The organism is Mesorhizobium sp. BR1-1-2 (assembly GCF_020165435.1).
Classification (GTDB): Bacteria; Pseudomonadota; Alphaproteobacteria; order Rhizobiales; family Rhizobiaceae; genus Mesorhizobium.
The window spans coordinates 596092-616503 of the sequence record NZ_JAIUID010000002.1 but is presented as its reverse complement, the minus strand read 5'-3'; the positions used below and the strand labels follow the sequence as shown (position 1 = coordinate 616503).

Below are 20412 nucleotides of genomic sequence, written 5' to 3'. Positions count from 1 at the left end.
CACGGCAGGAGCCGGGAATGGCAAGCGCCAATGCCGCAAGCGGCCTGTTCTTACTCCGCCACCTTGCGGCGCCGGGCGGGCTTGGCGGGCTTTTCGACCGGAGCCGCTTCGCGATGGCCCATGTCGCGCATTTCGAGCGCCTTTTCACATTTGACCATATAGTCGCGCGCCATCGGCAGCGTGTCGTTCTTCCTGGCAAGCTGGATCTGGAAGATGACCAGGTCCTGCCAGCGGAAGGCGGCTTCCGAGGCTGCCAGATAGAATTCCCACATGCGGCAGAAGCGCTCGTCATAGATCGCCTTGGCCTTGTCGCGGTTGGCGGCGAAGCGCTGGCCCCAATGCTTCAACGTGTCGGCATAGTGGAGCCGCAGGATTTCGATGTCCGTGACGACGAGGCCTGACTTCTCGATCGCCGGCATGACTTCGGAAAGCGCGGGAATGTAGCCGCCCGGGAAAATGTATTTTCGGATGAAGGCGCTGGTCGCCCACGGCACGCCGGAGCGGCCGATCGTGTGCAGGAGCATGACGCCGTCAGGCTTCAGCAACGTCGCGCTCTTGTCGAAGAAGGTGCGGTAATGGTTGACCCCGACATGTTCGAACATGCCGACCGAAACGATGCGGTCGAAGCGTTCGTTGAGTTCGCGGTAATCCTTCAGCTCGAAATGGACGTGGTTTTCCAGGCCCTGGGCATGGGCCCGGTCGGTGGCGACGCCGTGCTGCTCGGTCGACAGTGTCACGCCCTGTACGTCGACGTCGAAGGCCTTGGCGAGGTAGAGGCCTAGCCCGCCCCAGCCGGAGCCGATGTCGAGCACCGTCTGCCCGGCCTTCAGCCTGAGCTTGGCGGCGATGTGGCGTTTCTTGGCTGCCTGCGCCTCGTCCAGCGTCATGTCGGGCTGCTCGAAATAGGCGCAGGAATACTGCATGTCCTCATCGAGGAAGAGCCGGTAAAGGTCGCCCGACAGATCATAGTGGCGCTGCACGTTGCGGCGCGAACGCGACGCGGTGTTGATCTGCTGCAGGCGGCGGAAGGCGTGGCGCAGGCCTTCGATGGCTTTCGACCACGTCGCGTCGATGCCGCCGCTGCCCATGTTCTGGAAAGCGATGCGCATCAGGCCAAGGACGCCGCCCTCGAGGATGTCGAGTTCGCCATCCATGTAGGCTTCCGGCACGGCCAGCATCGGATCGAAGGTGATGGCGCGCTCGGCGTGCCTGGTCTTGATGTGCAGGTGCACCGGCTCGCCGCTGCCGTCACCGAACACGAATGTCGTGCCCTTGGGGCCGGTCACCTTGAGATGGCCTGTGCGCACCAGGCGGTCGAGAACGCGTTTCAACAGAATATTCATGACCCAAATGTCCCCTCTCGGTCAGACAGGCTGTCCTACTCTGCATCAATATATAGGGTTTCGAAAAGTTCCTTTTGGCACAAAAATGCCCGGGTGACGAACCCGGGCATTGGTCCAGTCTGACTTGAACTGCCAGTCTGACTGGAGCTGCCAGTCAGCCGAATGCGGCGCGCCGGCAGGCGCGCCGCGCCGATATCAGGCGTTCTCTTCGCCGCCCTCGAACTCGGCGTTCGGGTCGAAGAAGTTCTCCGGCCGGGCATTGTCGTTGATGTCGTCGCCATAGATGGCCTCGGCGGTGGTCAGCGTCTCGCCCTTGGCCTGACGCTCGGCTTCGTCGGCCGTGCGGGCGATGTTGAGCGTGATGGTGACCTCGACTTCGGGATGCAGCGCGATCGCCACGTTGGTCAAGCCGATGGTCTTGATCGGCTGGTTGAGCTGGATCTGGTTGCGGTTGACCGAAAAGCCCTCGGCCGTCAGCAGGTCGGCGATGTCGCGCGTCGACACCGAGCCGTAGAGCTGGCCGGTCTCGCCGGCCGAGCGAACGGCGATGAAGCTCTTGCCGTCGAGCTGTTCGGCCACCTGCGAGGCTTCGGATTTCCGCTCGAGATTGCGGGCCTCGAGCTGGGCGCGCTGGCCTTCGAACTTCTTCTTGTTGGCTTCGTTGGCGCGCAGCGCCTTGCCCTGCGGCAACAGGAAATTGCGGGCAAAGCCGTCCTTGACCTTGACGGTCTCGCCCATTTGGCCGAGGCGGGAAACGCGTTCGAGAAGAATGACTTCCATGGTTTTGTTCCTTTCGTTGGGCACCAATCGAGGGATCGGCACCGGATTCTCTGGAACAGGTCAGGAAGCAAAAGGGCGTTGCCGCCGGTGTCGCTGTCCTGCCTGTCGCGGCAGTTAGAGGCTTTTGACCTCAACTCGGGATTTGATGCGCAATCCAGCGGCGCCCGTCGCCGTGGAAGAGAAGCGGGGGGGGGGGCCGCCCGCGTCAAGGATTAGCGAACCACGTAAGGCAGCAGGCCGAGGAAGCGGGCGCGCTTGATTGCCTTGGCGAGCTCGCGCTGCTTCTTCTGGCTGACGGCGGTGATGCGCGACGGCACGATCTTGCCGCGCTCGGAAATGTAGCGCTGCAGGAGGCGCACGTCCTTGTAGTCGATCTTGGGCGCGTTGGCGCCCGAGAACGGGCAGGTCTTGCGGCGGCGATGGAACGGGCGCCGGGTCGGGATCTGGTTGATGTCGACCATTATTCTGCACCCCCTTCAAAGCCTTCGCGCGGACGGCGCGGACCACGATCGCCACCGGCGTCGCCGCCGAAGCTGCGTGGCGGACGATCGCCGCGATCACGGTCGCCGAACGAGCGCGGACCACGGTCGCCGCGGTCACGGTCGCCGAAGCCGCCGCGTTCCGAGCGCTCTTCGCGCTTCTGCATCATGGCGGAGGGACCTTCCTCATGCGCATCGACCTTGATGGTCAGGAAACGCAGCACGTCCTCGGACAGGCCCATCTGGCGCTCCATTTCGTTGAGCGCTGCCGGCGGGCAGTCAAGATCCATCAGCGTGTAGTATGCCTTCCGGTTCTTGTTGACCCGGTAGGTGAGGGACTTCAATCCCCAGTTCTCGACCCGGCCGACGGACCCGCCATTGGCGGAGATGACGCCCTTGTACTGTTCGACAAGCGCATCGACCTGCTGCTGCGAGAGGTCCTGCCGGGCAAGAAACACATGTTCGTAAAGAGCCATTATGTCTTTTCGCCTTTCTTCGTTTCTCTCCCGGTTCCCGGCGGCAAAAGCCTCTGCAACTTCTCTGACCCGCCAGGAGCGGGGAAGAAAGGAGCATGACGAGACGGTCGAGAGCGGAGACACGGGAGGCGGAAGCGCTTCTGGCATCACGCGAAGGTTTCGAAAACCTCCGGCCCTCCGTTCAGCCCCCAGCTGGGACCGGCAGATTGGCGGCGTCTATATAGCAATCCACATGGAAGGCAAGAGCAGGCGGCAATCCCGGATGTCGCAGGGCCGGAAAAACCGGCATGTGCGGCGACGGGACGTCATGGTTCCCGGAAACCAGACCTTAACCACCATGACAGGTGTATGGGGTTGCGGCCCCGGCATCAACCGCCGATTCATCATGTCTGGCGCAAAAAGCGGCATCCCGCTGTCAGCAACGGGCTAGGCATTTCCGGGGGTAAGGATGCTTCTCAAGAAATTCTGGCGCTCGAAAAGCGGCAATTTCGCGCTTTTGCTCGGGATCGGCTTGCCGGCCATCCTGTCGGCGGTGGCCTTCGCAACCGATGTCTCCACCATCATGCGGGCCAAGAGCAACTTGCAGAATGCGCTCGACGCGGCAAATCTCGCTTCCTCGCATCTCGGCGATCTGGACATCACCCGCACCGACGCCTTCAACCGCTATTTCCAGGCCAACGTAGCCGGACATGGCGAGCTCACAAATGCGCAGGCGACGCTGACCGTCGACAGGGGCGTCAATTTCGTCAAGACGAAGGCGGTGGCCTCGGCGGACGTCAATTTGAACTTCGCCTTCCTGTTCGGCCAGAACAGACACATCGTGGTCGATGCCTCGGCGGTCGAATCGAACAACCAGCTCGAAGTCGTGCTGGTGCTGGACAACACCGGCTCGATGGCCGGCGCCAAAATTGCTGCCCTCAAGACAGCGACGGACAATCTGCTCAAATATCTGGAAGCGGCGCAATCACCGACGCGCAAGGTCCGCGTGGCGCTGGTTCCCTTCGTCACGGCTGTCAATGTCAATGGCGATGGGTTCGACCCGTCCTGGATCGATATGGAAGGCAAGTCATCCACCAATGGAATCAATTTCCCCATCATCAACGGCAAGCGTCCCAATCACATGGCGCTGTTCAGGCAGTTGATGAAAGATCCGGCCTCTGCCGCCAGGTTGACGGGGTGGAAGGACGACAAGGGGGAGGATACGGGTTGGAAAGGCTGCGTCGAGGCGCGCCCTGGTGCCCTTAATATCGCCGATACGCCGCCCGATCCCCGTTACCCCGACACTCTGTTCGTGCCGTATTTCGCGCCGGACAGTCCGGGAAATGGCACGAGACCTTCCAGCGGCTATTCAAACGACGCCTATCACTACAACAATTCCTTTATCGACGACGCCCCCGATGAGACCAAACTAGCTCAGAATGGCGGACTGAATATTCTCGGAATAGATCTGAGCGGCTTGCTTGGAAGTGCTGCCGGCGTTTTGAGGGGTGATCTTGAAACGGTCGCCAAATATGTGGCGCCGCAGAACACCGCCATTGCCACCGCGGTCACAAACGATCCAAACGCTTTGCAACTGACGGTAGGGCCAAACCGGTCCTGTCCCTCGCCAATCGTCCCCTTGACGGAAGACTTTACAAAGCTTCGCCAGGCGGCCGCCAAGATGCTTGCATGGGCGGGGTCCGGCACCAATGTTTCCGAGGGCCTGGCCTGGGGCCAGCGGGTGTTGTCGCCGAGTGCGCCCTATGTTGAGGGGACGCCTTGGAAGACGCCCGGGGTGAGCAAGATCGTCATGTTGCTCACCGACGGGGAGAATGTCGTCTACGGCGCCAGCAACGAGACGACCAAGTCCGACTATACGTCCTATGGTTTTCTTGCCGGCTCAGCCTATGGCGCTGCCGGTCGGCTTGGATCGGACAATCAGACGACCGCCGCGCGCAATGTCGACGGATGGACCAAAAGCGTCTGCACGCAGCTGAAGAACCAGGGCGCCGAAATCTACACGATGGTGCTGCAATCCGACACCGCCGCCAACCGCACGCTTTACAGCGCTTGCGCCTCGGATCCCAGCGACTATTACGCCGTCAACGACCCAAACAAACTGCCGAACGTGTTCCAGCAGATCGCCAACAAATTCTCGAAATTGCAACTGACGAATTGAACGCTCGACCCCCTGGGCGGCATCCAGAAGGATGCCGCGAATCTCAGCTCATATGGGCGACGACCTTGTCCACCGTTTCGGGGAAGAAGTCGGGCGCCGCGTGGCGTTTGCCGAACATCATGTCGTATTGCAGCAGCCGGAAATCGCGGATCGCCGGGTCGATTTCCTTCTGCCGCGCCCAGTCCGGCGTGGCTTCTCCCGCCGGCGTCAACAGCAGATTGCGGTCGACCACGCGGTAGCGTTCGCGCATCTCTCCCAGGAAGCCGGTGTAGTAGGGGTGGGTGATGCCGGCCGTTTTCAGGATGTGATAGGGCAGGAAGGCGGGGCTGACGGCGCCCATGTCCTTGGCCGGGCCGGTGCGGTTCGACCAGATGATCAGCGGCGTCTGATGATGCTCCAGCGCCGCCTCGGCGGAAGCCTCCTTGCGCGGCGCGACATTGTCCTTCATGAACCCGGTCTCGACATAGACCGGCCCAAGTGGCGGCAGATGGTCGCCGAAGAAGGCGATGACGGTGGGGCGAGAGCGTTTCTTTGCCCATTCGACCAGGCGTCCGAGACCGCGGTCCGCGTCCGCCGAGCCCTCGGTGTAACTCAGCAGCGATTCACGCGCCCATTGGCTGATCGGCGCCTGCACGGTGTGGGTCGGGTTGTAATAGCGGTTCGGCTCGTAAGGGCCGTGGTTCTGCAGGCTGACGGCAAAGAAGAACACCGGGGCATCGCTGGCATCGGCCTCGCTGATGATCTCGTCCGTCATCGCCGCGTCGGATGCCAGCGGCCCGCGCTTTTGCATCGGCGGCAGCGTCTCTTCCGATCTGAAGTCGTCGAAGCCGAAATCGGCATAGACCGCGCCGCGGTTCCAGAACCAGTTGGTGCCCGGATGGATGGCGCGCGCCTTGTAGCCCTCCCTCTTCAGGAAAGTCGCCAGCGACGGCGTCGGCGTGCGCACATATTGCTGGTAGGGGATGCTGCCGGCCGGCAGGAAGGCGTTGGAGAAGCCGGTCAGTGCCTCGAACTCGATATTGGCGGTCATGCCGCCGAATTCGGGTGAGAACATGGAGCCCGAACGCAGCGCCCGCACGTTGGGGATCGGATCGGGCGTGATGGTGACCCCGGGCAGCTTGGTCGGATCCCAGAAGGATTCGCTCATGACGACGATGATGTCGGGCTTTTCCTGGGGCACAGAGGCGGTCACCTGCGGCCTGTCGATGGCCGCGATCGTCTTTTCCGAATAGCCTGGCGGCGCCGAGACATGCGCCATCGGCACGTTAAGCGCGAAGGCGAGCGCAAAGCCGTTGGAGGCGTAATTTTCCTTCTGGTCCCACATGATCGGGATGATCTGCAGCCGGTCCCGGGTCCAGGAGAAGGTGGCATAGTCCATGATCGAGACGAAGAAGGCGAGCAGCGGCACCGCCAGCGTCAGCCGGGCGAGACGGCCCTTGCGGCTGAGTATCGGCACCTTTCGACGCCAGACCCGCCAGCCATAGATGAGCAGCGACAGGCCGGCGACGATGCCGACAACCATGGCAAGGGCAGTCATCGGGCGGTCACGCACCAGCAGCGGCAGCAGCGCCACGATCTGGCGGGAGTAGAGGAAATCGGTCGGGTAGAGGGGATCGCCGAGATAATGCGATTTCTGATGACCGATGAAAGCCAGCGAGAGCGTCAGCGGCGCGACGATCATCAGGCTTTGATAGCTGCGGCCGAAAACGGCATCGAGGCCGATCAGAACCAGGGCGAACACCACGATCGTGGTCCAGCCCGGCTTGAGCGGCTGCAGGAAGAAGGAAACCGTGCCGGCGAAGTCGCCGCGCACGATCAATTCGATGGCGAACACCAGGACGGCCGCGATCAGCAGGCTGGTCAGCCCATAGCGTATGGTCGGCCACTTCCGTCCCGGCAGGTAGCCGGTGGAAGGATCGTCTTCCAGAAACTGTGGCGCGGCTTTGCCGGCGCCTTTCGAAATCCTAGCCACTTTAACTTCCCCACCCAGCGACAGACCCGTCACTCGATTGTCATGGAATTGTCACGCAAAGCTAGCGCCTGTGGCGGAAATAAGAAGAGCCAGCAAACGATTCGTGAGCGGTTTTCATCAGGAGTGATCGCCAAAAAGCCTTTTGGAACAGTCACTCGGCCCGCAAAGCTGCCGAGCGGCCGGGCCGAACCGGGCTTGACTTGGCAGGCCGCGTTGCGTCACAGGCAAGAAAATTCGTGTATCAGGCAAGCAGAACCGAGCTTTGGGAGCCCACACATGGCCGTTGCATTCACCTTCCCGGGACAAGGCAGCCAGGCTGTCGGCATGGGCAAGGACCTCGCCGATGCCTTCCCCGAGGCGCGTAGGGTTTTTAGCGAAGTCGACGACGCGCTCGGCGAAAACCTGTCGAAGCTGATCTGGGAAGGGCCGGAAGAGACGCTGACGCTGACCGCCAACGCGCAGCCGGCGCTGATGGCTGTATCGCTGGCCGCGATCAGCGCCTTGGAAGCGCGCGGTTTCTCGCTGAAGGACAAGGTCGCTTACGTCGCCGGCCATTCGCTGGGCGAGTATTCGGCGCTCGCCGCCGCCGGCTTTGTCTCGGTTGCCGATGCCGCCAGGCTGCTGCGCATCCGCGGCAATGCCATGCAAGCGGCGGTGCCGGCCGGCGAAGGCGCCATGGCGGCGATCATCGGGCTGGAGCAGGCCGATGTCGAAGCCGCCTGCGCCGAGGCTGCCAAAGGCTCGGTCTGCCAGATCGCCAACGACAATGGCGGTGGCCAGCTGGTGATTTCCGGCGCCAGGGCAGCGGTCGAACTGGCCGCCAAACTGTGCACGGAAAAAGGCGCCAAGCGGGCGCTGATGCTGCAGGTCTCCGCGCCCTTCCATTCGGCGCTGATGGCGCCTGCCGCCGAGATCATGCGGGAAGCGCTGGCTGGGGTAACAAAGAACGCGCCTGTCGTGCCGCTCGTCTCCAATGTCACGGTCACTCCGACCAGCGATCCCGACGTCATTGCGCGCCGTCTGTTCGAACAGGTGATCGGTCGCGTGCGCTGGCGCGAGACAGTGGAGTGGTTCGGCGCGAACGGCGTCACCACGCTCTATGAAGTCGGCGCGGGAAAAGTGCTTTCAGGGCTGGCCCGGCGCATAAACCGCGACATCGCCACGACATCGGTCGGAACCGCGGCGGAGGTCGAGGCCGCATTGGCGGCGCTCGGGTGAAGCGCCGCGTGTGAATTGATGGCGCGGCTTGTATCGCTGAAGATATTCCGTTGATGATGGCAATCGGACACCGGCACGACGTATACAGATAAGGTTGCTCGCTGAGCTTCCGAAACCAAAGAGGAAAACACATGTTCGAACTGACCGGCCGCAAGGCACTTGTCACCGGCGCGTCGGGAGGCATCGGCGAGGCGATCGCCAGGGTGTTGCATGCGCAGGGCGCCGTCGTCGGCCTGCACGGCACGCGCATCGAGAAACTGGAGGCGCTGGCCGCCGAACTTGGCGACCGGGTGAAGCTGTTTCCGGCCGACCTGTCGAACCGCGACGAGGTCAAGGCGCTCGGCCAGAAAGCGGAGGCCGATCTCGAGGGCGTCGACATCCTGGTCAACAATGCCGGCATCACCAAGGATGGACTGTTCGTGCGCATGTCGGACGCCGACTGGGACAGTGTGCTCGAAGTCAACCTGACGGCCGTGTTCAGGCTGACGCGTGAGTTGACCCATCCGATGATGCGCCGCCGCCACGGCCGCATCATCAACATTACCTCGGTGGTCGGCGTCACCGGCAATCCCGGCCAGACCAACTACTGCGCCTCCAAGGCCGGCATGATCGGCTTTTCCAAATCGCTGGCGCAGGAGATCGCCACCCGCAGCATAACCGTCAACTGTGTCGCCCCGGGCTTCATCGAATCGGCGATGACCGACAAGCTCAACGACAAGCAGAAGGAGGCGATCATGGCCGCTATCCCGACGCGCCGCATGGGCACCAGCGCCGAAGTGGCGTCCGCCGTCGCCTACCTTGCCTCCAACGAGGCCGGCTACGTCACCGGCCAAACCATCCATGTGAACGGCGGTATGGCGATGATCTGATCGGGTCGGCCAAAGCATGCATTTCGGGCCGGGCCCGGGCATTCGCGGTGGCTTTGAGACGGCGACAGGCAACGCTCGGGCGGGCTGTGAAAAGCGACCATTTCGGCTTGGACGCCCACGATTTTTCGTGTAATGCGGCCCGCAACCCGGCGGTTCGGGCAAAAACCGGTCTGCGGCCATTGCGTTTCCGGCGGGACCATCTTTCAGCTTGATTAGCGGCATTCCGCCCGCTAACGAAGACAGACAACCAAAAGACGAGGATGCCCCAAATGAGTGACACCGCAGAGCGCGTCAAGAAGATTGTCATCGAGCACCTGGGCGTCGACGCCGACAAGGTGACGGAGCAGGCGAGCTTCATCGATGATCTGGGCGCCGACAGTCTCGACACGGTCGAACTCGTCATGGCGTTCGAAGAAGAATTCGGCGTCGAGATCCCCGACGACGCGGCTGAAACCATCCTGACGGTGGGCGATGCCGTGAAGTACATCGACAAGGCTTCGGCCTGACGCTTTCCGCAGTCATCACCGGGGAGGACCTGCGATGAGGCGTGTCGTCGTCACGGGCCTTGGGTTGCTGTCGCCGTTCGGCATGGGCTTCGAGCACAGCTGGAAGGAACTTCTGACCGGCCGCAGCGCCGCCAAGCGCATCACCGAGTTCGAGGTGGAGGATCTTGCCTGCAAGATCGCCCATGTCGTTCCGCGTGGTGACGGCAGCAACGCCACCTTCAATCCCGAGGCGGTGCTCGAGCCGAAGGAACTGCGCAAGATCGGCGACTTCATCCTGTACGGGATCGCAGCCGCCGACGAGGCGCTGAAGGATTCCGGCTGGCAGCCGAAGACCCATGCCGAACAGTGCGCCACCGGCGTCCTGATCGGTTCGGGCATTGGCGGCATCGAAGGCATCGCCGAGAATGCGATGATCCTGAAGGAGCGCGGGCCGCGTCGCATCAGCCCTTTCTTCATCCCCGGCCAGATCATCAATCTCGTCTCCGGCCAGGTTTCGATCCGGCATGGGCTGAAAGGTCCCAATCATGCCGTCGTCACTGCTTGCTCGACCGGCGCGCATGCCATCGGCGACGCTGCCCGGCTGATCATCTGGGGCGATGCCGACGTGATGGTCGCCGGCGGCGCCGAAGCGCCCGTGACGCGACTGTCTATCGCTGGCTTCGCTGCCTGCCGCGCGCTCTCGACCGAGCGCAACGACGCGCCGCAAACGGCGTCGCGGCCCTATGACCGTGATCGCGACGGCTTCGTCATGGGCGAGGGCGCCGGCGTCGTCGTGCTTGAGGAACTCGAGCATGCCAAGGCACGCGGCGCGAAAATCTATGCGGAGGTGACCGGCTACGGCCTGACCGGCGACGCCTATCACATCACCGCACCGGCTGAAGACGGCGACGGCGCATTCCGTTGCATGACGGCGGCGTTGAACCGGGCAAAGCTGACGCCCGCCGATGTCGATTACATCAACGCGCACGGCACTTCGACCATGGCCGACACGATCGAGCTCGGCGCCGTCGAGCGGCTGGTCGGCAACGCCGCATCGAAGATTTCGATGTCGTCGACCAAGTCGTCGATCGGCCATCTCCTCGGCGCGGCAGGGGCTGCCGAAGCGATCTTTTCGATCCTCGCCATCCGCGACAACATCGCGCCGGCAACCATCAACCTTGACAATCCGGAACGTGAGACCGCGATCGACCTGGTGCCGAACAAACCGCGTGCCCGCCAGATCGACGTGGCGTTGTCCAATTCCTTCGGCTTCGGCGGCACCAACGCTTCGCTGGTCTTTCAGCGCTACAATGGCTGACCGTCCGCCTGCCGGACGGCGCCTCGGCGTGTCGTCAATTTTGCCATATTCGCCCCTACTCTGCCGCAGGGGATTCGTTGAGAGATCAAACGGTAGGGCGAAATGAACACAAATCCGGCCGGCAACGGAGAGTTCGGGCAAGGGCAGGCGACATCGGGACCGATCGTGCCCAAGACAGCCGCCGAAGCCTTGCGGCCGGAGGCCGGCACGCCGCCGCCGAAGCGCTCGCGTGCTTCGCGCAGTCAGGTCGTCGTGTTCATGAACTTCGTCATCTCCTTGGTGATGCTGATGGTTCTGGCGGCGGGTATCGCGCTTTACTTCGGCAAGCAGGAATTCACCGAGCCCGGCCCATCGGCCAATGGCGACACCTTCCTGGTCAAGCCGAACACCGGCGTACAGGATATCGCCGACCAGCTCGAGCGGCGCGGCCTGATCAGCGACGCCCGCATATTCCGTCTTGGCGTGCGCGCCTTCGGCAATGATTCCGCGCTGAAGGCCGGCGAATACGAGATCAAACCCAGGGCGTCCATGCGCGACATCATGGAATTGCTGAAGAGCGGCAAGTCGGTCATGTACTCGCTGACCATTCCCGAAGGGCTGACCGTCGAGCAGGCGCTGGCGCGCATCGCAGGCGAGCCCGCCTTGAGCGGCGACATGCCGGCCACCGTGCCTCCAGAGGGCAGCCTCGCCACCGATACGCTGCGCTTCACGCGCGGCGCCACGCGCCAGCAGATGATCGACAAGCTGCTGGCCGACCAGAAGAAGCTGGTCGAGGAGGTCTGGCAGCGGCGCGCCGCCGACCTGCCGCTCGCCAGCATTGACGAGTTCGTCACGCTGGCCTCGATCGTCGAGAAGGAAACAGGCAAGGGTGATGAGCGTTCGCGCGTCGCCGCGGTCTTCCTGAACCGGCTGGCCAAAGGCATGCGCCTGCAATCCGATCCGACCATCATCTACGGTCTGTTCGGCGGCAAGGGCAAACCCGCCGACCGGCCGATCTATCAGTCGGACATCCAGAAGCCGACGCCCTACAACACATATGTGATCAACGGCCTGCCGCCGACGCCGATCGCCAATCCCGGCCGTGCGGCGCTGGAGGCGGTAGCCAATCCATCAAAGACCGACGACCTCTATTTCGTTGCCGACGGCACTGGCGGACACGTCTTCGCCGCCACGCTTAACGAGCACAATGAGAACGTCGCGCGCTATCGAGCCCAGCAGAAGAAGCAGGTCGACGACGCGGCCAAGGCTGATGCCAAGGTGGAGGGGCAGACCGACGCTCCCATTGACGGCGACGCGGGGGCGGCCCAGTAGCGGCGCACGATGTTTTCCAGCTCGTCCATGCTATCGGTTGAAGGCAGGAACGTTGGATTTTGTCAGGGCGCCTCGTAAGCCGGTTGGCAGGCGGGCATTTCGGCTTTCTGAAGGTGCGCGAAGCCGGATCAAGCAGTATCCGCAGTACGCGCCAGGGGGTATGCAGGCACGATGAATTTGCAGAGCATGACCGGGTTTGCGCGCGCTGTCGCCGAACATGACGGCACCTCGATTGCCTGGGAGGTCAAATCCGTCAACGGCAAGAGCGTCGAGGTGCGGCTGCGGCTGCCGCAGGGTTTTGAGCGGCTGGAGCCGGCCATCAGGCAGACGCTTCAGAAACGTTTCGCGCGCGGCAATTTTCAGGCGACGCTGACCATCACGCGCGCCGTCGGAATGCAGTCCCAGCCCGTTGTCAACGAGGCCTTCCTCAAGGACCTGGCCGGGCTCGCCAAGCGGATCGTGGAACAATTTGGTGTTGCTCCTGCGACCGCCGACGGACTGTTGTCGCTGCGCGGCGTGCTCGAAATTCCCGAGACCACCGAAACCGAGGATGTAAGGACAGCGCTCGACAACGCCGTCATGGCGGCCCTTGAGGCGGCGCTGGAGGGGCTGGAGCGGTCCCGCCAGGGTGAGGGCGCGGCACTTGGCACGCTTCTGCTGGGCCATATCGACGCCATCGAAGCGCTGACGCTGGGCGCCGAAGCGGATCCGTCGCGCGAACCGGCGGCCATCCGCGAGCGCCTCGCCGAACAGGTGCGGCTCTTGATGGATGCTTCGGCCAACCTCGATGCCGGCCGCTTGCACCAGGAAGCCGCCTTCCTCGCCACCAAGGCCGACATTCGCGAGGAGATCGACCGCTTGAAGACGCATGTGGCGTCGGGTCGGGCATTGCTTTCCGGCGGCGGCGCCGTCGGCCGCAAGCTCGATTTTCTGGCACAGGAATTTAACCGCGAATCGAATACGCTGTGCTCGAAATCGAACGCCGCCGCGGTCACCGCCATCGGACTGGAACTGAAGGCCGTGGTCGATCAATTCCGTGAACAGGTCCAGAATCTGGAGTAGCCGATGGTCGCCAGGGATTTGGGGTCCCGCATTCGCCGCCGGGGGCTGATGCTCGTGCTGTCGTCGCCGTCGGGCGCCGGCAAGTCGACGATTGCGCGCAACCTTCTGGAAAGCGATTCCAGCCTCGAACTGTCGGTCTCCGTCACCACCAGGCCGCGCCGCGGCTCGGAGATCGAAGGCGTTCACTATCATTTCCGCACCATGCGCGAGTTCGAGCGGCTGCGCGATTCGGACGCCCTGCTCGAATGGGCGGAGGTGCATGGCAATTGCTATGCGACACCGCGCGAACCTGCGGAACTGGCGCTGGCTCAAGGGCGCGACATGCTGTTCGACATCGATTGGCAAGGTGCCCAGCAGCTCAAGGAGAAGATGCGCGCCGACATCGTCTCGATCTTCATCCTGCCGCCGTCGATGAAGGAGTTGAAGGCAAGGCTGAAGCGCCGCGCCGAGGACCAGGAGGCGGTGATCGAGACGCGGCTGAAGAACGCGCGCAACGAGATCGAGCACTGGAAGGAATATGATTTCGTCATCGTCAACGATGATCTCGATCGCGCCTTCGCCGAAGTGCGCGGCATCGTTGTCGCTGAGCGGTTGCGGCGCGATCGTCGGCCCGGGCTCTTCGATTTCGTCTCGGGACTGTTGGACGAGAAGACGAGCTAGCACTTTCCTCTGCCCATAAGATGGGCCGGCGGACAGGCCGAAGGCCGACAAGTCCGATGTGCTCGAGATGGTCGCGCCTGCAAGATGCGCATTGCGGCGACATAAATCAGACAATTGACGAAGAGGGCAACGCCCCTAGTTTCTCCGGCACGAGAGCGCGCGCGTGGTCGGTAACGGCCGGTTCGGCGGCGTCCCATCGTAGCCATGAGGGAGAGCAGATATTGAAACGCTTCTGGCTGGGCGTTCTTGTCATCGTCATTGTCTGCGGCGCCGGATTTTTCGCCTATGCGTGGAAGCCGGCGATCGATCCTGTCGAGCCGCCGCAACGATCGTCGTTCGACCCGGCGTTGATCGAGAAAGGCGCTGTGCTGGCCTCGGTCGGCAATTGCACCTCCTGCCACACCAGGCCCGGTGAAAAGTCATTTGCCGGCGGGCTCGCCGTGCCGACGCCGTTCGGCACCATCTATTCGACCAACATCACGCCAGATCCGCAGACCGGTATCGGCCGCTGGTCGCAGGCAGCCTTCAACCGCGCCATGCGCGAAGGCGTCGACCGCGAGGGCAGGCATCTCTACCCGGCCTTCCCATTCGATCATTTCACGCGTGTCTCCGATGAGGACAACCGCGCGCTCTACGCCTATCTGATGACGCGCCAGCCGGTGAACAACCGGCCGCCTCCGAACGAGCTGCCTTTCCCGCTCGATATGCGCCTCGTGCTGGCCGGCTGGAAGCTGCTGTTCTTCGACAGGGGCGCCTATCAAAACGATGCTTCGCAAAGCGCGCAGTGGAACCGCGGCGCCTATCTGGTCAATGGGCTCGGCCATTGCGGCGCCTGCCACACGCCGCGCAATCGGTTCGGCGCGGAAGAGAAGGGTTCGCACATGGCCGGCGGCGAGGCGGAAGGCTGGACGGCATTTGCGCTCGACGGCACTTCACCGGCGCCGATACCATGGACGCATGACAGCCTGTTTGCCTATCTCAGGCAAGGCTGGCATGCCGACCACGGCGTCGCCAATGGCCCGATGGGCGAAGTGACGGGCAATCTCGGCCGGCTTCCCGATGCCGACATCGACGCCATGGCCACTTACGTCATGTCGCTCATGGGCGAACCATCCGCCGAACGGACGGCAGCCGCGCAGGCTATCCGCGGCCGCGCCGCGGCCGACCCGGCGTCGACCGCCGCCGTGGTGCCGACATCCGCCGATACGCCGGCGGCGCGTGGAGCCGTCATTTACCAGGCAGCATGCGCCACCTGCCACGACGGCAGCCGTCCGCCGCCTTTTGGCGGTATCAATTTCCATCTGTCGAGCGCGGTCAACGCGCCAGATCCGCAGAACGTCATCAACACCGTACTGTTCGGCCTGCCGGCGGCGGGTGGACGCCCGAGCGCGATCATGCCGGGATTCGCGGCGACGCTGAAGGACGACCAGGTGAACGACTTGCTGGCCTATCTGCGCGATGCCTTTGCCGGCAAGCCGGCCTGGCAGGATGCGGCGGCCAGGATCGCCGACACCAGGAGCGGAAAATACCAGGTCAGCGTCCGGCCATCGGACGGCATCGAGCGCGGCCCGGACAATGTAGGAGCGAAGGACAGATGATCAATCTCAACGTCAACGGCATCTCCCACGACGTCGACGTCGATCCCGCGACGCCGCTGCTTTACGTGCTGCGCAACGATTTGAAGCTGAACGGCGCCAAGTTCGGCTGCGGCCTTGGCCAATGCGGCGCCTGCACGGTGATGGTCGACGGCAAGCCCGTCTTCTCCTGCCTGACGCCAGCGATGCTGGTGGAAGGCCGCGAGGTCAAGACGGTCGAGGGTTTGGGCACGATCGAGAACCCCGGCCCTATGCAGAAAGCTTTCATCGAGGAGCAGGCGGCGCAATGCGGTTATTGCATCGCCGGCATGATGATGCGGGCGCAGGCGCTGCTCGAGGCCAAACCCGATGCCGGTGACGCCGATATCAGGCAGGCGCTGGAACCCAACCTCTGCCGCTGTGGCACGCATATGCGCATCCTGCGGGCAGTGAGCCGCGCGCGCGACCTGATGAAATCGAAATCGGCCGGCTTGGCGCCGGCCGCGGCCGCGGGGAGGGCATGATGAACGCGCCAACCTTTCCCGAGCTGACACGACGCGGTTTTCTCGCCGGAACCGGCGCGCTGGTCGTGTCCTTCACCATCCCCGTGCAGGCTCAGGAGGCCGCGCCCTCGGCGCAAACGCCCGCGCCGCCGGCCCCGGCCAAGAAACTGCCGGGCAGCCTTGCCGATACCCCCTCGCTGGACGCCTGGATCAGGTTGGATGCCGATGGTTCGATCACCGTCTTCACCGGCAAGGCCGAGCTCGGCCAGGGCACCAGGACGTCGCTGCGCCAGATCGCCGCCGAAGAACTGGAGGTCGAGCCGGCTTCCATCAAGCTCATCACCGCCGATACCGCGCTCACGCCGAACGAGGGCTATACCGCCGGCAGCCAGACGATCCAGAACAGCGGCACCGCCATACGCTACGCCTCGGCGCAGGTGCGCCAGATCCTGGTCGCCAAGGCCAGCGAGAAGCTCGGCATTCCGGCCGACCAGCTCAAGGCGGCAAGCGGCAGGATCACCGGGCCGGACGGGAAGTCCGTGGGCTATGGCGAACTCGTGGTGGCGGATTTGCTGCATGTGGACGCATCGGCCGATACGGCGCTGAAATCGCCGGACAGCTATCACGCGATCGGCAAGCCGTTCGCCCGCGTCGATATTCCGGCCAAGGTGACGGGCGGCGAGGCCTATGTGCAGGACATGCGGCTTCCCGGCATGGTGCATGCCCGCGTCGTTCGCCCACCAAGCTATTCGGCCAAGCTCGTCAGCGTCGACGAGGCCGCCATCAAGACGATGCCGGGCGTGGTGGCGGTGATCCGCGACGGCGACTTCCTGGCCGTGGTGGCCAGGCAGGAATTCCAGGCGGTCCAGGCCATGCGCGCCATGGCCGCCAAGGCGAAGTGGCAGGAGCAGCCGGTCTTGCCGGACCAGGACAATATCCCCGCCTTCCTCGAGCGCTCGGTCGCCGAGGTCGGCACCGTGACCTCGGTCGGCGCGGAAACGGCAGCCGGCGCAAAGACGTTGCAGGCGCAGTTCACCCGCGCCTACCAGATGCATGGGTCGATCGGCCCGTCCGCTGCCGTTGCCCTGTTAGACAAGGGCCTGATCACGGTGTGGACGCATACTCAAGGCGTCTATCCAGACCGCAAGGCGATCGCCGAGATGCTCGGCGTGGGGCCGGAAAAGGTGCGCTGCATCCACACCGAGGGATCAGGCTGCTACGGCCACAATGGCGCCGACGACGCGGCGGCCGACGCCGCACTGATCGCGCAGGCGCTACCCGGCACGCCGGTGCGCGTGCAGTGGATGCGCGATCAGGAGCATTTGTGGGAGCCTTATGGCCCTGGCATGCTGACGCGCGCCAGCGCAATGCTGGACGCCGGCGGCAAGATCGTCAACTGGCACTATGATCTGTGGAGCAACAGTCACGGCACCCGGCCGGGAACGGCAGGTTCGCTGATTGCCGGCCGGCTGATGGCGAAGCATTTCCCGCCTGATCCGGCCAAGCTGCAGATCTCGCCGCTCGGCAATGGCGACCGCAATGCCATCCCGCTCTACGACGTGGCGAACCAGCGGGTGAACTGGCATTTCGTCGCCGACATGCCGGTGCGCGTCTCGTCGCTGCGCGGCCTCGGCGCCTACTGCAACGTCTTCTCGATCGAAAGCTTCATGGACGAGCTCGCGCTCGCGGCCGGCGCCGACCCGGTGGAATACCGGTTGAGGCACATGAAGGACCCGCGCGCCAGGAAGGTGATCGAGGTTGCGGCGCAAAAATTCGGCTGGAGCAATGATCCTATGCCGGAGGGCCGCGGCCGGGGGTTCGCCTTCGCCAAGTACAAGAACCACGCCGCCTATCTCGCAGTCGCGCTTGAAGCGGAGGTCGATCGCGACAGCGGCGCCATCGCCATCTCGCATGTGGTCTCGGCAGTCGACTGCGGCGAAGCGGTGGCGCCGGATTCGATCGTCAACCAGACCGAAGGCGGTATCCTGCAGTCAATGAGCTGGACGCTCTACGAGGCCGTCCATTTCGACGACACCCGCATCCTGAGCGCGGATTGGTCGGCCTATCCGATCCTGCGCTTCAGCGCCGTTCCCGACAGCGTGGAAGTGCATGTCGTCGACAATCCCGGCACGCCCTATCTCGGCGTCGCGGAAGCAGCGCAAGGCCCGACCGCCGGCGCGATCGCCAACGCCTTCCGCCATGCGGCGGGAAAACGCATTTATGACCTGCCCTACACGCGCGAGCGCGTCAAAGCGGTGTTGGGCGTGTAGTTCGAAGCATGCGCTCGACAAGGATCAGATTTCGCCGCGCTTCGACGGCCGGCGGCACTACACCGCATTGGTCAGCCGCACGAACTCCTCGACATCGAGCGTCTCGGCGCGCCGGGTCGGGTCTATCCCGGCGCGTTCGAGCAGGGCCTCGCCGCCGAGGCTCTTAACGCTCTGCCGCAGCATCTTTCGGCGCTGGCCGAAGGCGGCTTCCGTGACGCGGCCGAGTTTTTTCACGTCGGCGCATAGCGGCGTCGCGCGCGGCTCGAGATGCACGACGGAAGAGGTCACCTTGGGCGGCGGTGTGAACGCCTGGGGTGGCACGTCGAACGCTATCCTGGCCTGCGTGCGCCACCCCGCCAGCACGCCGAGCCGGCCATAAGCCTCGCTGCCAGGCGCGGCGACGATACGCTGGGCCACCTCGCGCTGGAACATCAGGGTCATCGAGGCATAGAAGGGAGGCCACTCCGCGACGGTCAGCCAGCGGACCAGCAGTTCCGTGCCGATATTGTAGGGCAGGTTGGCAACGATCCTGACCGGCCCGCCGTCTCCGGCGGTCGCGGCAAGCGTCGGGAAGTCGATCTTCAGAGCGTCGCCCGAAACGACCTCCAGCCGGCCGGGATAGTGGGCCGATATCTCGGCGAGGGCCGCCAGGCAGCGTTCGTCGCGCTCGATGGCGACGACCTTGCGCGCGCCGTTGAAAAGCAGGGCTCTTGTCAACCCGCCAGGCCCGGGGCCGACCTCGATTACGGTCGTCTCCGCCAAATTGCCGGCGGCGCGCGCAATCTTGCCGGTCAGGTTGAGGTCGAGCAGAAAATTTTGGCCCAGTACCTTCTTTGCCTGCAAACCGTGGCGCTCGATGACCTCGCGCAGCGGCGACAGCCCATCCATGCTCATGGCTTGAGCCTCATTGCGTGACAAGCCTGGCCTCGGTGTCGGCCAGCTGCCGTGCAAGCCGCAGCGCCGCCATCAGGCTGTCGGGCCGGGCGATGCCCTTGCCGGCGATGTCGAAGGCGGTGCCGTGGTCGGGCGACGTGCGGATGAAGGGCAGGCCGAGCGTGACATTGACCGCTTCGTCGAAGGCCAGCGCCTTGGCCGGTATCAACGCCTGGTCGTGATACATGCACAGCGCCACGTCGTAGCCGGCCCGGGCCCGGGCATGGAACAAGGTATCCGCTGGCAACGGCCCGAACGCGTCGATGCCTTCGGCTCGCAGGATCTCGATTGCCGGTCGGATGATGCGCTGGTCCTCCAGGCCCATGGAACCGTCCTCGCCCGCATGCGGATTGAGGCCGGCGATGGCGAGCCGCGGGTTGGCGATGCCAAAGCGGTCCCTGAGGTCGGCGGCGGTGACCCGCGTCGTGGCCAGGATCAGGTCGGTGGTCAACGCCTTCGGCACCTCGGCCAACGCGATGTGGATGGTGACGGGAACGGTGCGCAGGTCGGGGCCTGCCAGCATCATCACCGGCATCGCTTCCAAGCCGCTGTGCCGCGCCGCCAGATGCGCCAGATATTCGGTGTGGCCGGGAAAACGGAAGCCGGCGTCGTAGAGCGGCTTCTTAGCGATCGGGCAGGTGACGATGGCCGCGGCGTCGCCGGCGAGGCTGGCGGCCACCGCCCGATCGATCGCTTCGATGATGCCCGCCGCATTGGCCGGATCCGGCTGGCCGGGGCTGTCGATGAAGCGGGCAGCCAGCGTAACGATCGGCAGGGCGTGGCCAAAGACCTCGGTTGCCCGCGCCGGCGTCGTTTCCTCGATAGGCAGCGAGACGCCGAGGCGGCGCGCCCGCGAGGCGATCAGCGTGGGATCGGCGAGCAGGTAGAAGGGCGGAAGGGCCGCGGCGGCACGCGCCAGAAACGCGGCAATCGCGATTTCCGGCCCGATGCCGGAAGGATCGCCGACGCTCAACGCCAGCGCGCGCATCGCCCTGTCCACC

18 protein-coding genes are annotated in these 20412 nt (G+C 64.1%); 11 read left to right on the top strand and 7 right to left on the bottom strand.

The genetic code is table 11. The annotated features are described in order from the left end of the window. Window positions 1-50: 50 nt before the first annotated feature. The 4 genes from LB551_RS06395 to rpsF form a co-directional block, all read right to left on the bottom strand. Entirely contained in the window at window positions 51-1343 is a 1293-nt protein-coding gene (locus LB551_RS06395; protein ID WP_224622850.1) for an SAM-dependent methyltransferase, read from the bottom strand. A gap of 195 nt (window positions 1344-1538) precedes the next feature. Continuing rightward, window positions 1539-2123 (bottom strand): 50S ribosomal protein L9, encoded by a 585-nt coding sequence (gene rplI, locus LB551_RS06390; protein WP_140549290.1) that lies wholly within the window; start codon window positions 2121-2123, stop codon window positions 1539-1541. 212 nt (window positions 2124-2335) lie between these two features. After that, window positions 2336-2584 carry a 30S ribosomal protein S18 gene (gene rpsR / locus LB551_RS06385; protein WP_006203718.1) on the bottom strand — a complete coding sequence of 83 codons (249 nt, stop codon included), beginning with the start codon at window positions 2582-2584 and terminating at the stop codon, window positions 2336-2338. Then, on the bottom strand, window positions 2584-3078 hold the full coding sequence (gene rpsF / locus LB551_RS06380) for a 30S ribosomal protein S6 (RefSeq protein ID WP_140494463.1): 495 nt from the start codon (window positions 3076-3078) through the stop codon (window positions 2584-2586). The genes rpsR and rpsF overlap by 1 nt, the downstream gene beginning before the upstream one ends. A gap of 448 nt (window positions 3079-3526) precedes the next feature. Here rpsF and LB551_RS06375 point away from each other — a divergent pair, with 448 nt between their 5' ends. Beyond that, on the top strand, window positions 3527-5236 hold the full coding sequence (locus tag LB551_RS06375) for a pilus assembly protein (RefSeq protein WP_224658565.1): 1710 nt from the start codon (window positions 3527-3529) through the stop codon (window positions 5234-5236). Window positions 5237-5279: 43 nt separating this feature from the next. On the opposite strand, the gene LB551_RS06370 is transcribed toward LB551_RS06375, so the two are convergent. Continuing rightward, on the bottom strand, window positions 5280-7208 hold the full coding sequence (locus LB551_RS06370; protein WP_224658564.1) for an LTA synthase family protein: 1929 nt from the start codon (window positions 7206-7208) through the stop codon (window positions 5280-5282). A gap of 276 nt (window positions 7209-7484) precedes the next feature. Between LB551_RS06370 and fabD the strand changes: the two genes are divergently transcribed. From fabD to LB551_RS06320, 10 genes are all read left to right on the top strand, one after another. Further along, window positions 7485-8426, top strand: a complete 942-nt coding sequence (gene fabD, locus LB551_RS06365; RefSeq protein WP_224658563.1) for an ACP S-malonyltransferase — start codon at window positions 7485-7487, stop codon at window positions 8424-8426. 131 nt (window positions 8427-8557) lie between these two features. Next, complete coding sequence (gene fabG / locus LB551_RS06360) at window positions 8558-9295, top strand: 3-oxoacyl-[acyl-carrier-protein] reductase (protein WP_140549287.1); 738 nt, start codon at window positions 8558-8560, stop codon at window positions 9293-9295. Window positions 9296-9564: 269 nt separating this feature from the next. Beyond that, window positions 9565-9801 (top strand): acyl carrier protein, encoded by a 237-nt coding sequence (locus LB551_RS06355; RefSeq protein WP_006203723.1) that lies wholly within the window; start codon window positions 9565-9567, stop codon window positions 9799-9801. Window positions 9802-9835: 34 nt separating this feature from the next. Next, window positions 9836-11098, top strand: coding sequence for a beta-ketoacyl-ACP synthase II (gene fabF / locus LB551_RS06350; protein WP_140494455.1), 1263 nt, complete (start codon window positions 9836-9838; stop codon window positions 11096-11098). Between the two features lie 102 nt (window positions 11099-11200). Next, complete coding sequence (gene mltG / locus LB551_RS06345) at window positions 11201-12409, top strand: endolytic transglycosylase MltG (RefSeq protein ID WP_140494453.1); 1209 nt, start codon at window positions 11201-11203, stop codon at window positions 12407-12409. Between the two features lie 171 nt (window positions 12410-12580). Continuing rightward, entirely contained in the window at window positions 12581-13471 is an 891-nt protein-coding gene (locus tag LB551_RS06340; RefSeq protein ID WP_224658562.1) for a YicC/YloC family endoribonuclease, read from the top strand. 3 nt (window positions 13472-13474) lie between these two features. Next, window positions 13475-14131, top strand: coding sequence for a guanylate kinase (gmk, locus tag LB551_RS06335; RefSeq protein ID WP_140494448.1), 657 nt, complete (start codon window positions 13475-13477; stop codon window positions 14129-14131). A 221-nt stretch (window positions 14132-14352) separates the two neighbouring features. Continuing rightward, window positions 14353-15729: a c-type cytochrome gene (locus tag LB551_RS06330; protein ID WP_224658561.1), complete on the top strand. Its 1377-nt coding sequence runs from the start codon at window positions 14353-14355 to the stop codon at window positions 15727-15729. Continuing rightward, window positions 15726-16229 carry a (2Fe-2S)-binding protein gene (locus tag LB551_RS06325; RefSeq protein ID WP_140494444.1) on the top strand — a complete coding sequence of 168 codons (504 nt, stop codon included), beginning with the start codon at window positions 15726-15728 and terminating at the stop codon, window positions 16227-16229. Before LB551_RS06330 ends, LB551_RS06325 begins: the two co-directional genes overlap by 4 nt. Next, window positions 16229-18478, top strand: coding sequence for a xanthine dehydrogenase family protein molybdopterin-binding subunit (locus LB551_RS06320; protein ID WP_224658560.1), 2250 nt, complete (start codon window positions 16229-16231; stop codon window positions 18476-18478). The genes LB551_RS06325 and LB551_RS06320 overlap by 1 nt, the downstream gene beginning before the upstream one ends. 57 nt (window positions 18479-18535) lie before the next feature. Here LB551_RS06320 and rsmA read toward each other — a convergent pair whose 3' ends face one another. Beyond that, the gene (gene rsmA / locus LB551_RS06315) at window positions 18536-19372 is read right to left on the bottom strand and encodes a 16S rRNA (adenine(1518)-N(6)/adenine(1519)-N(6))-dimethyltransferase RsmA (RefSeq protein WP_224658559.1); all 837 of its coding nucleotides are present in this window, start codon (window positions 19370-19372) and stop codon (window positions 18536-18538) included. Window positions 19373-19382: 10 nt separating this feature from the next. Next, window positions 19383-20399: a 4-hydroxythreonine-4-phosphate dehydrogenase PdxA gene (pdxA, locus tag LB551_RS06310; RefSeq protein WP_224658558.1), complete on the bottom strand. Its 1017-nt coding sequence runs from the start codon at window positions 20397-20399 to the stop codon at window positions 19383-19385. Window positions 20400-20412: the final 13 nt, after the last annotated feature.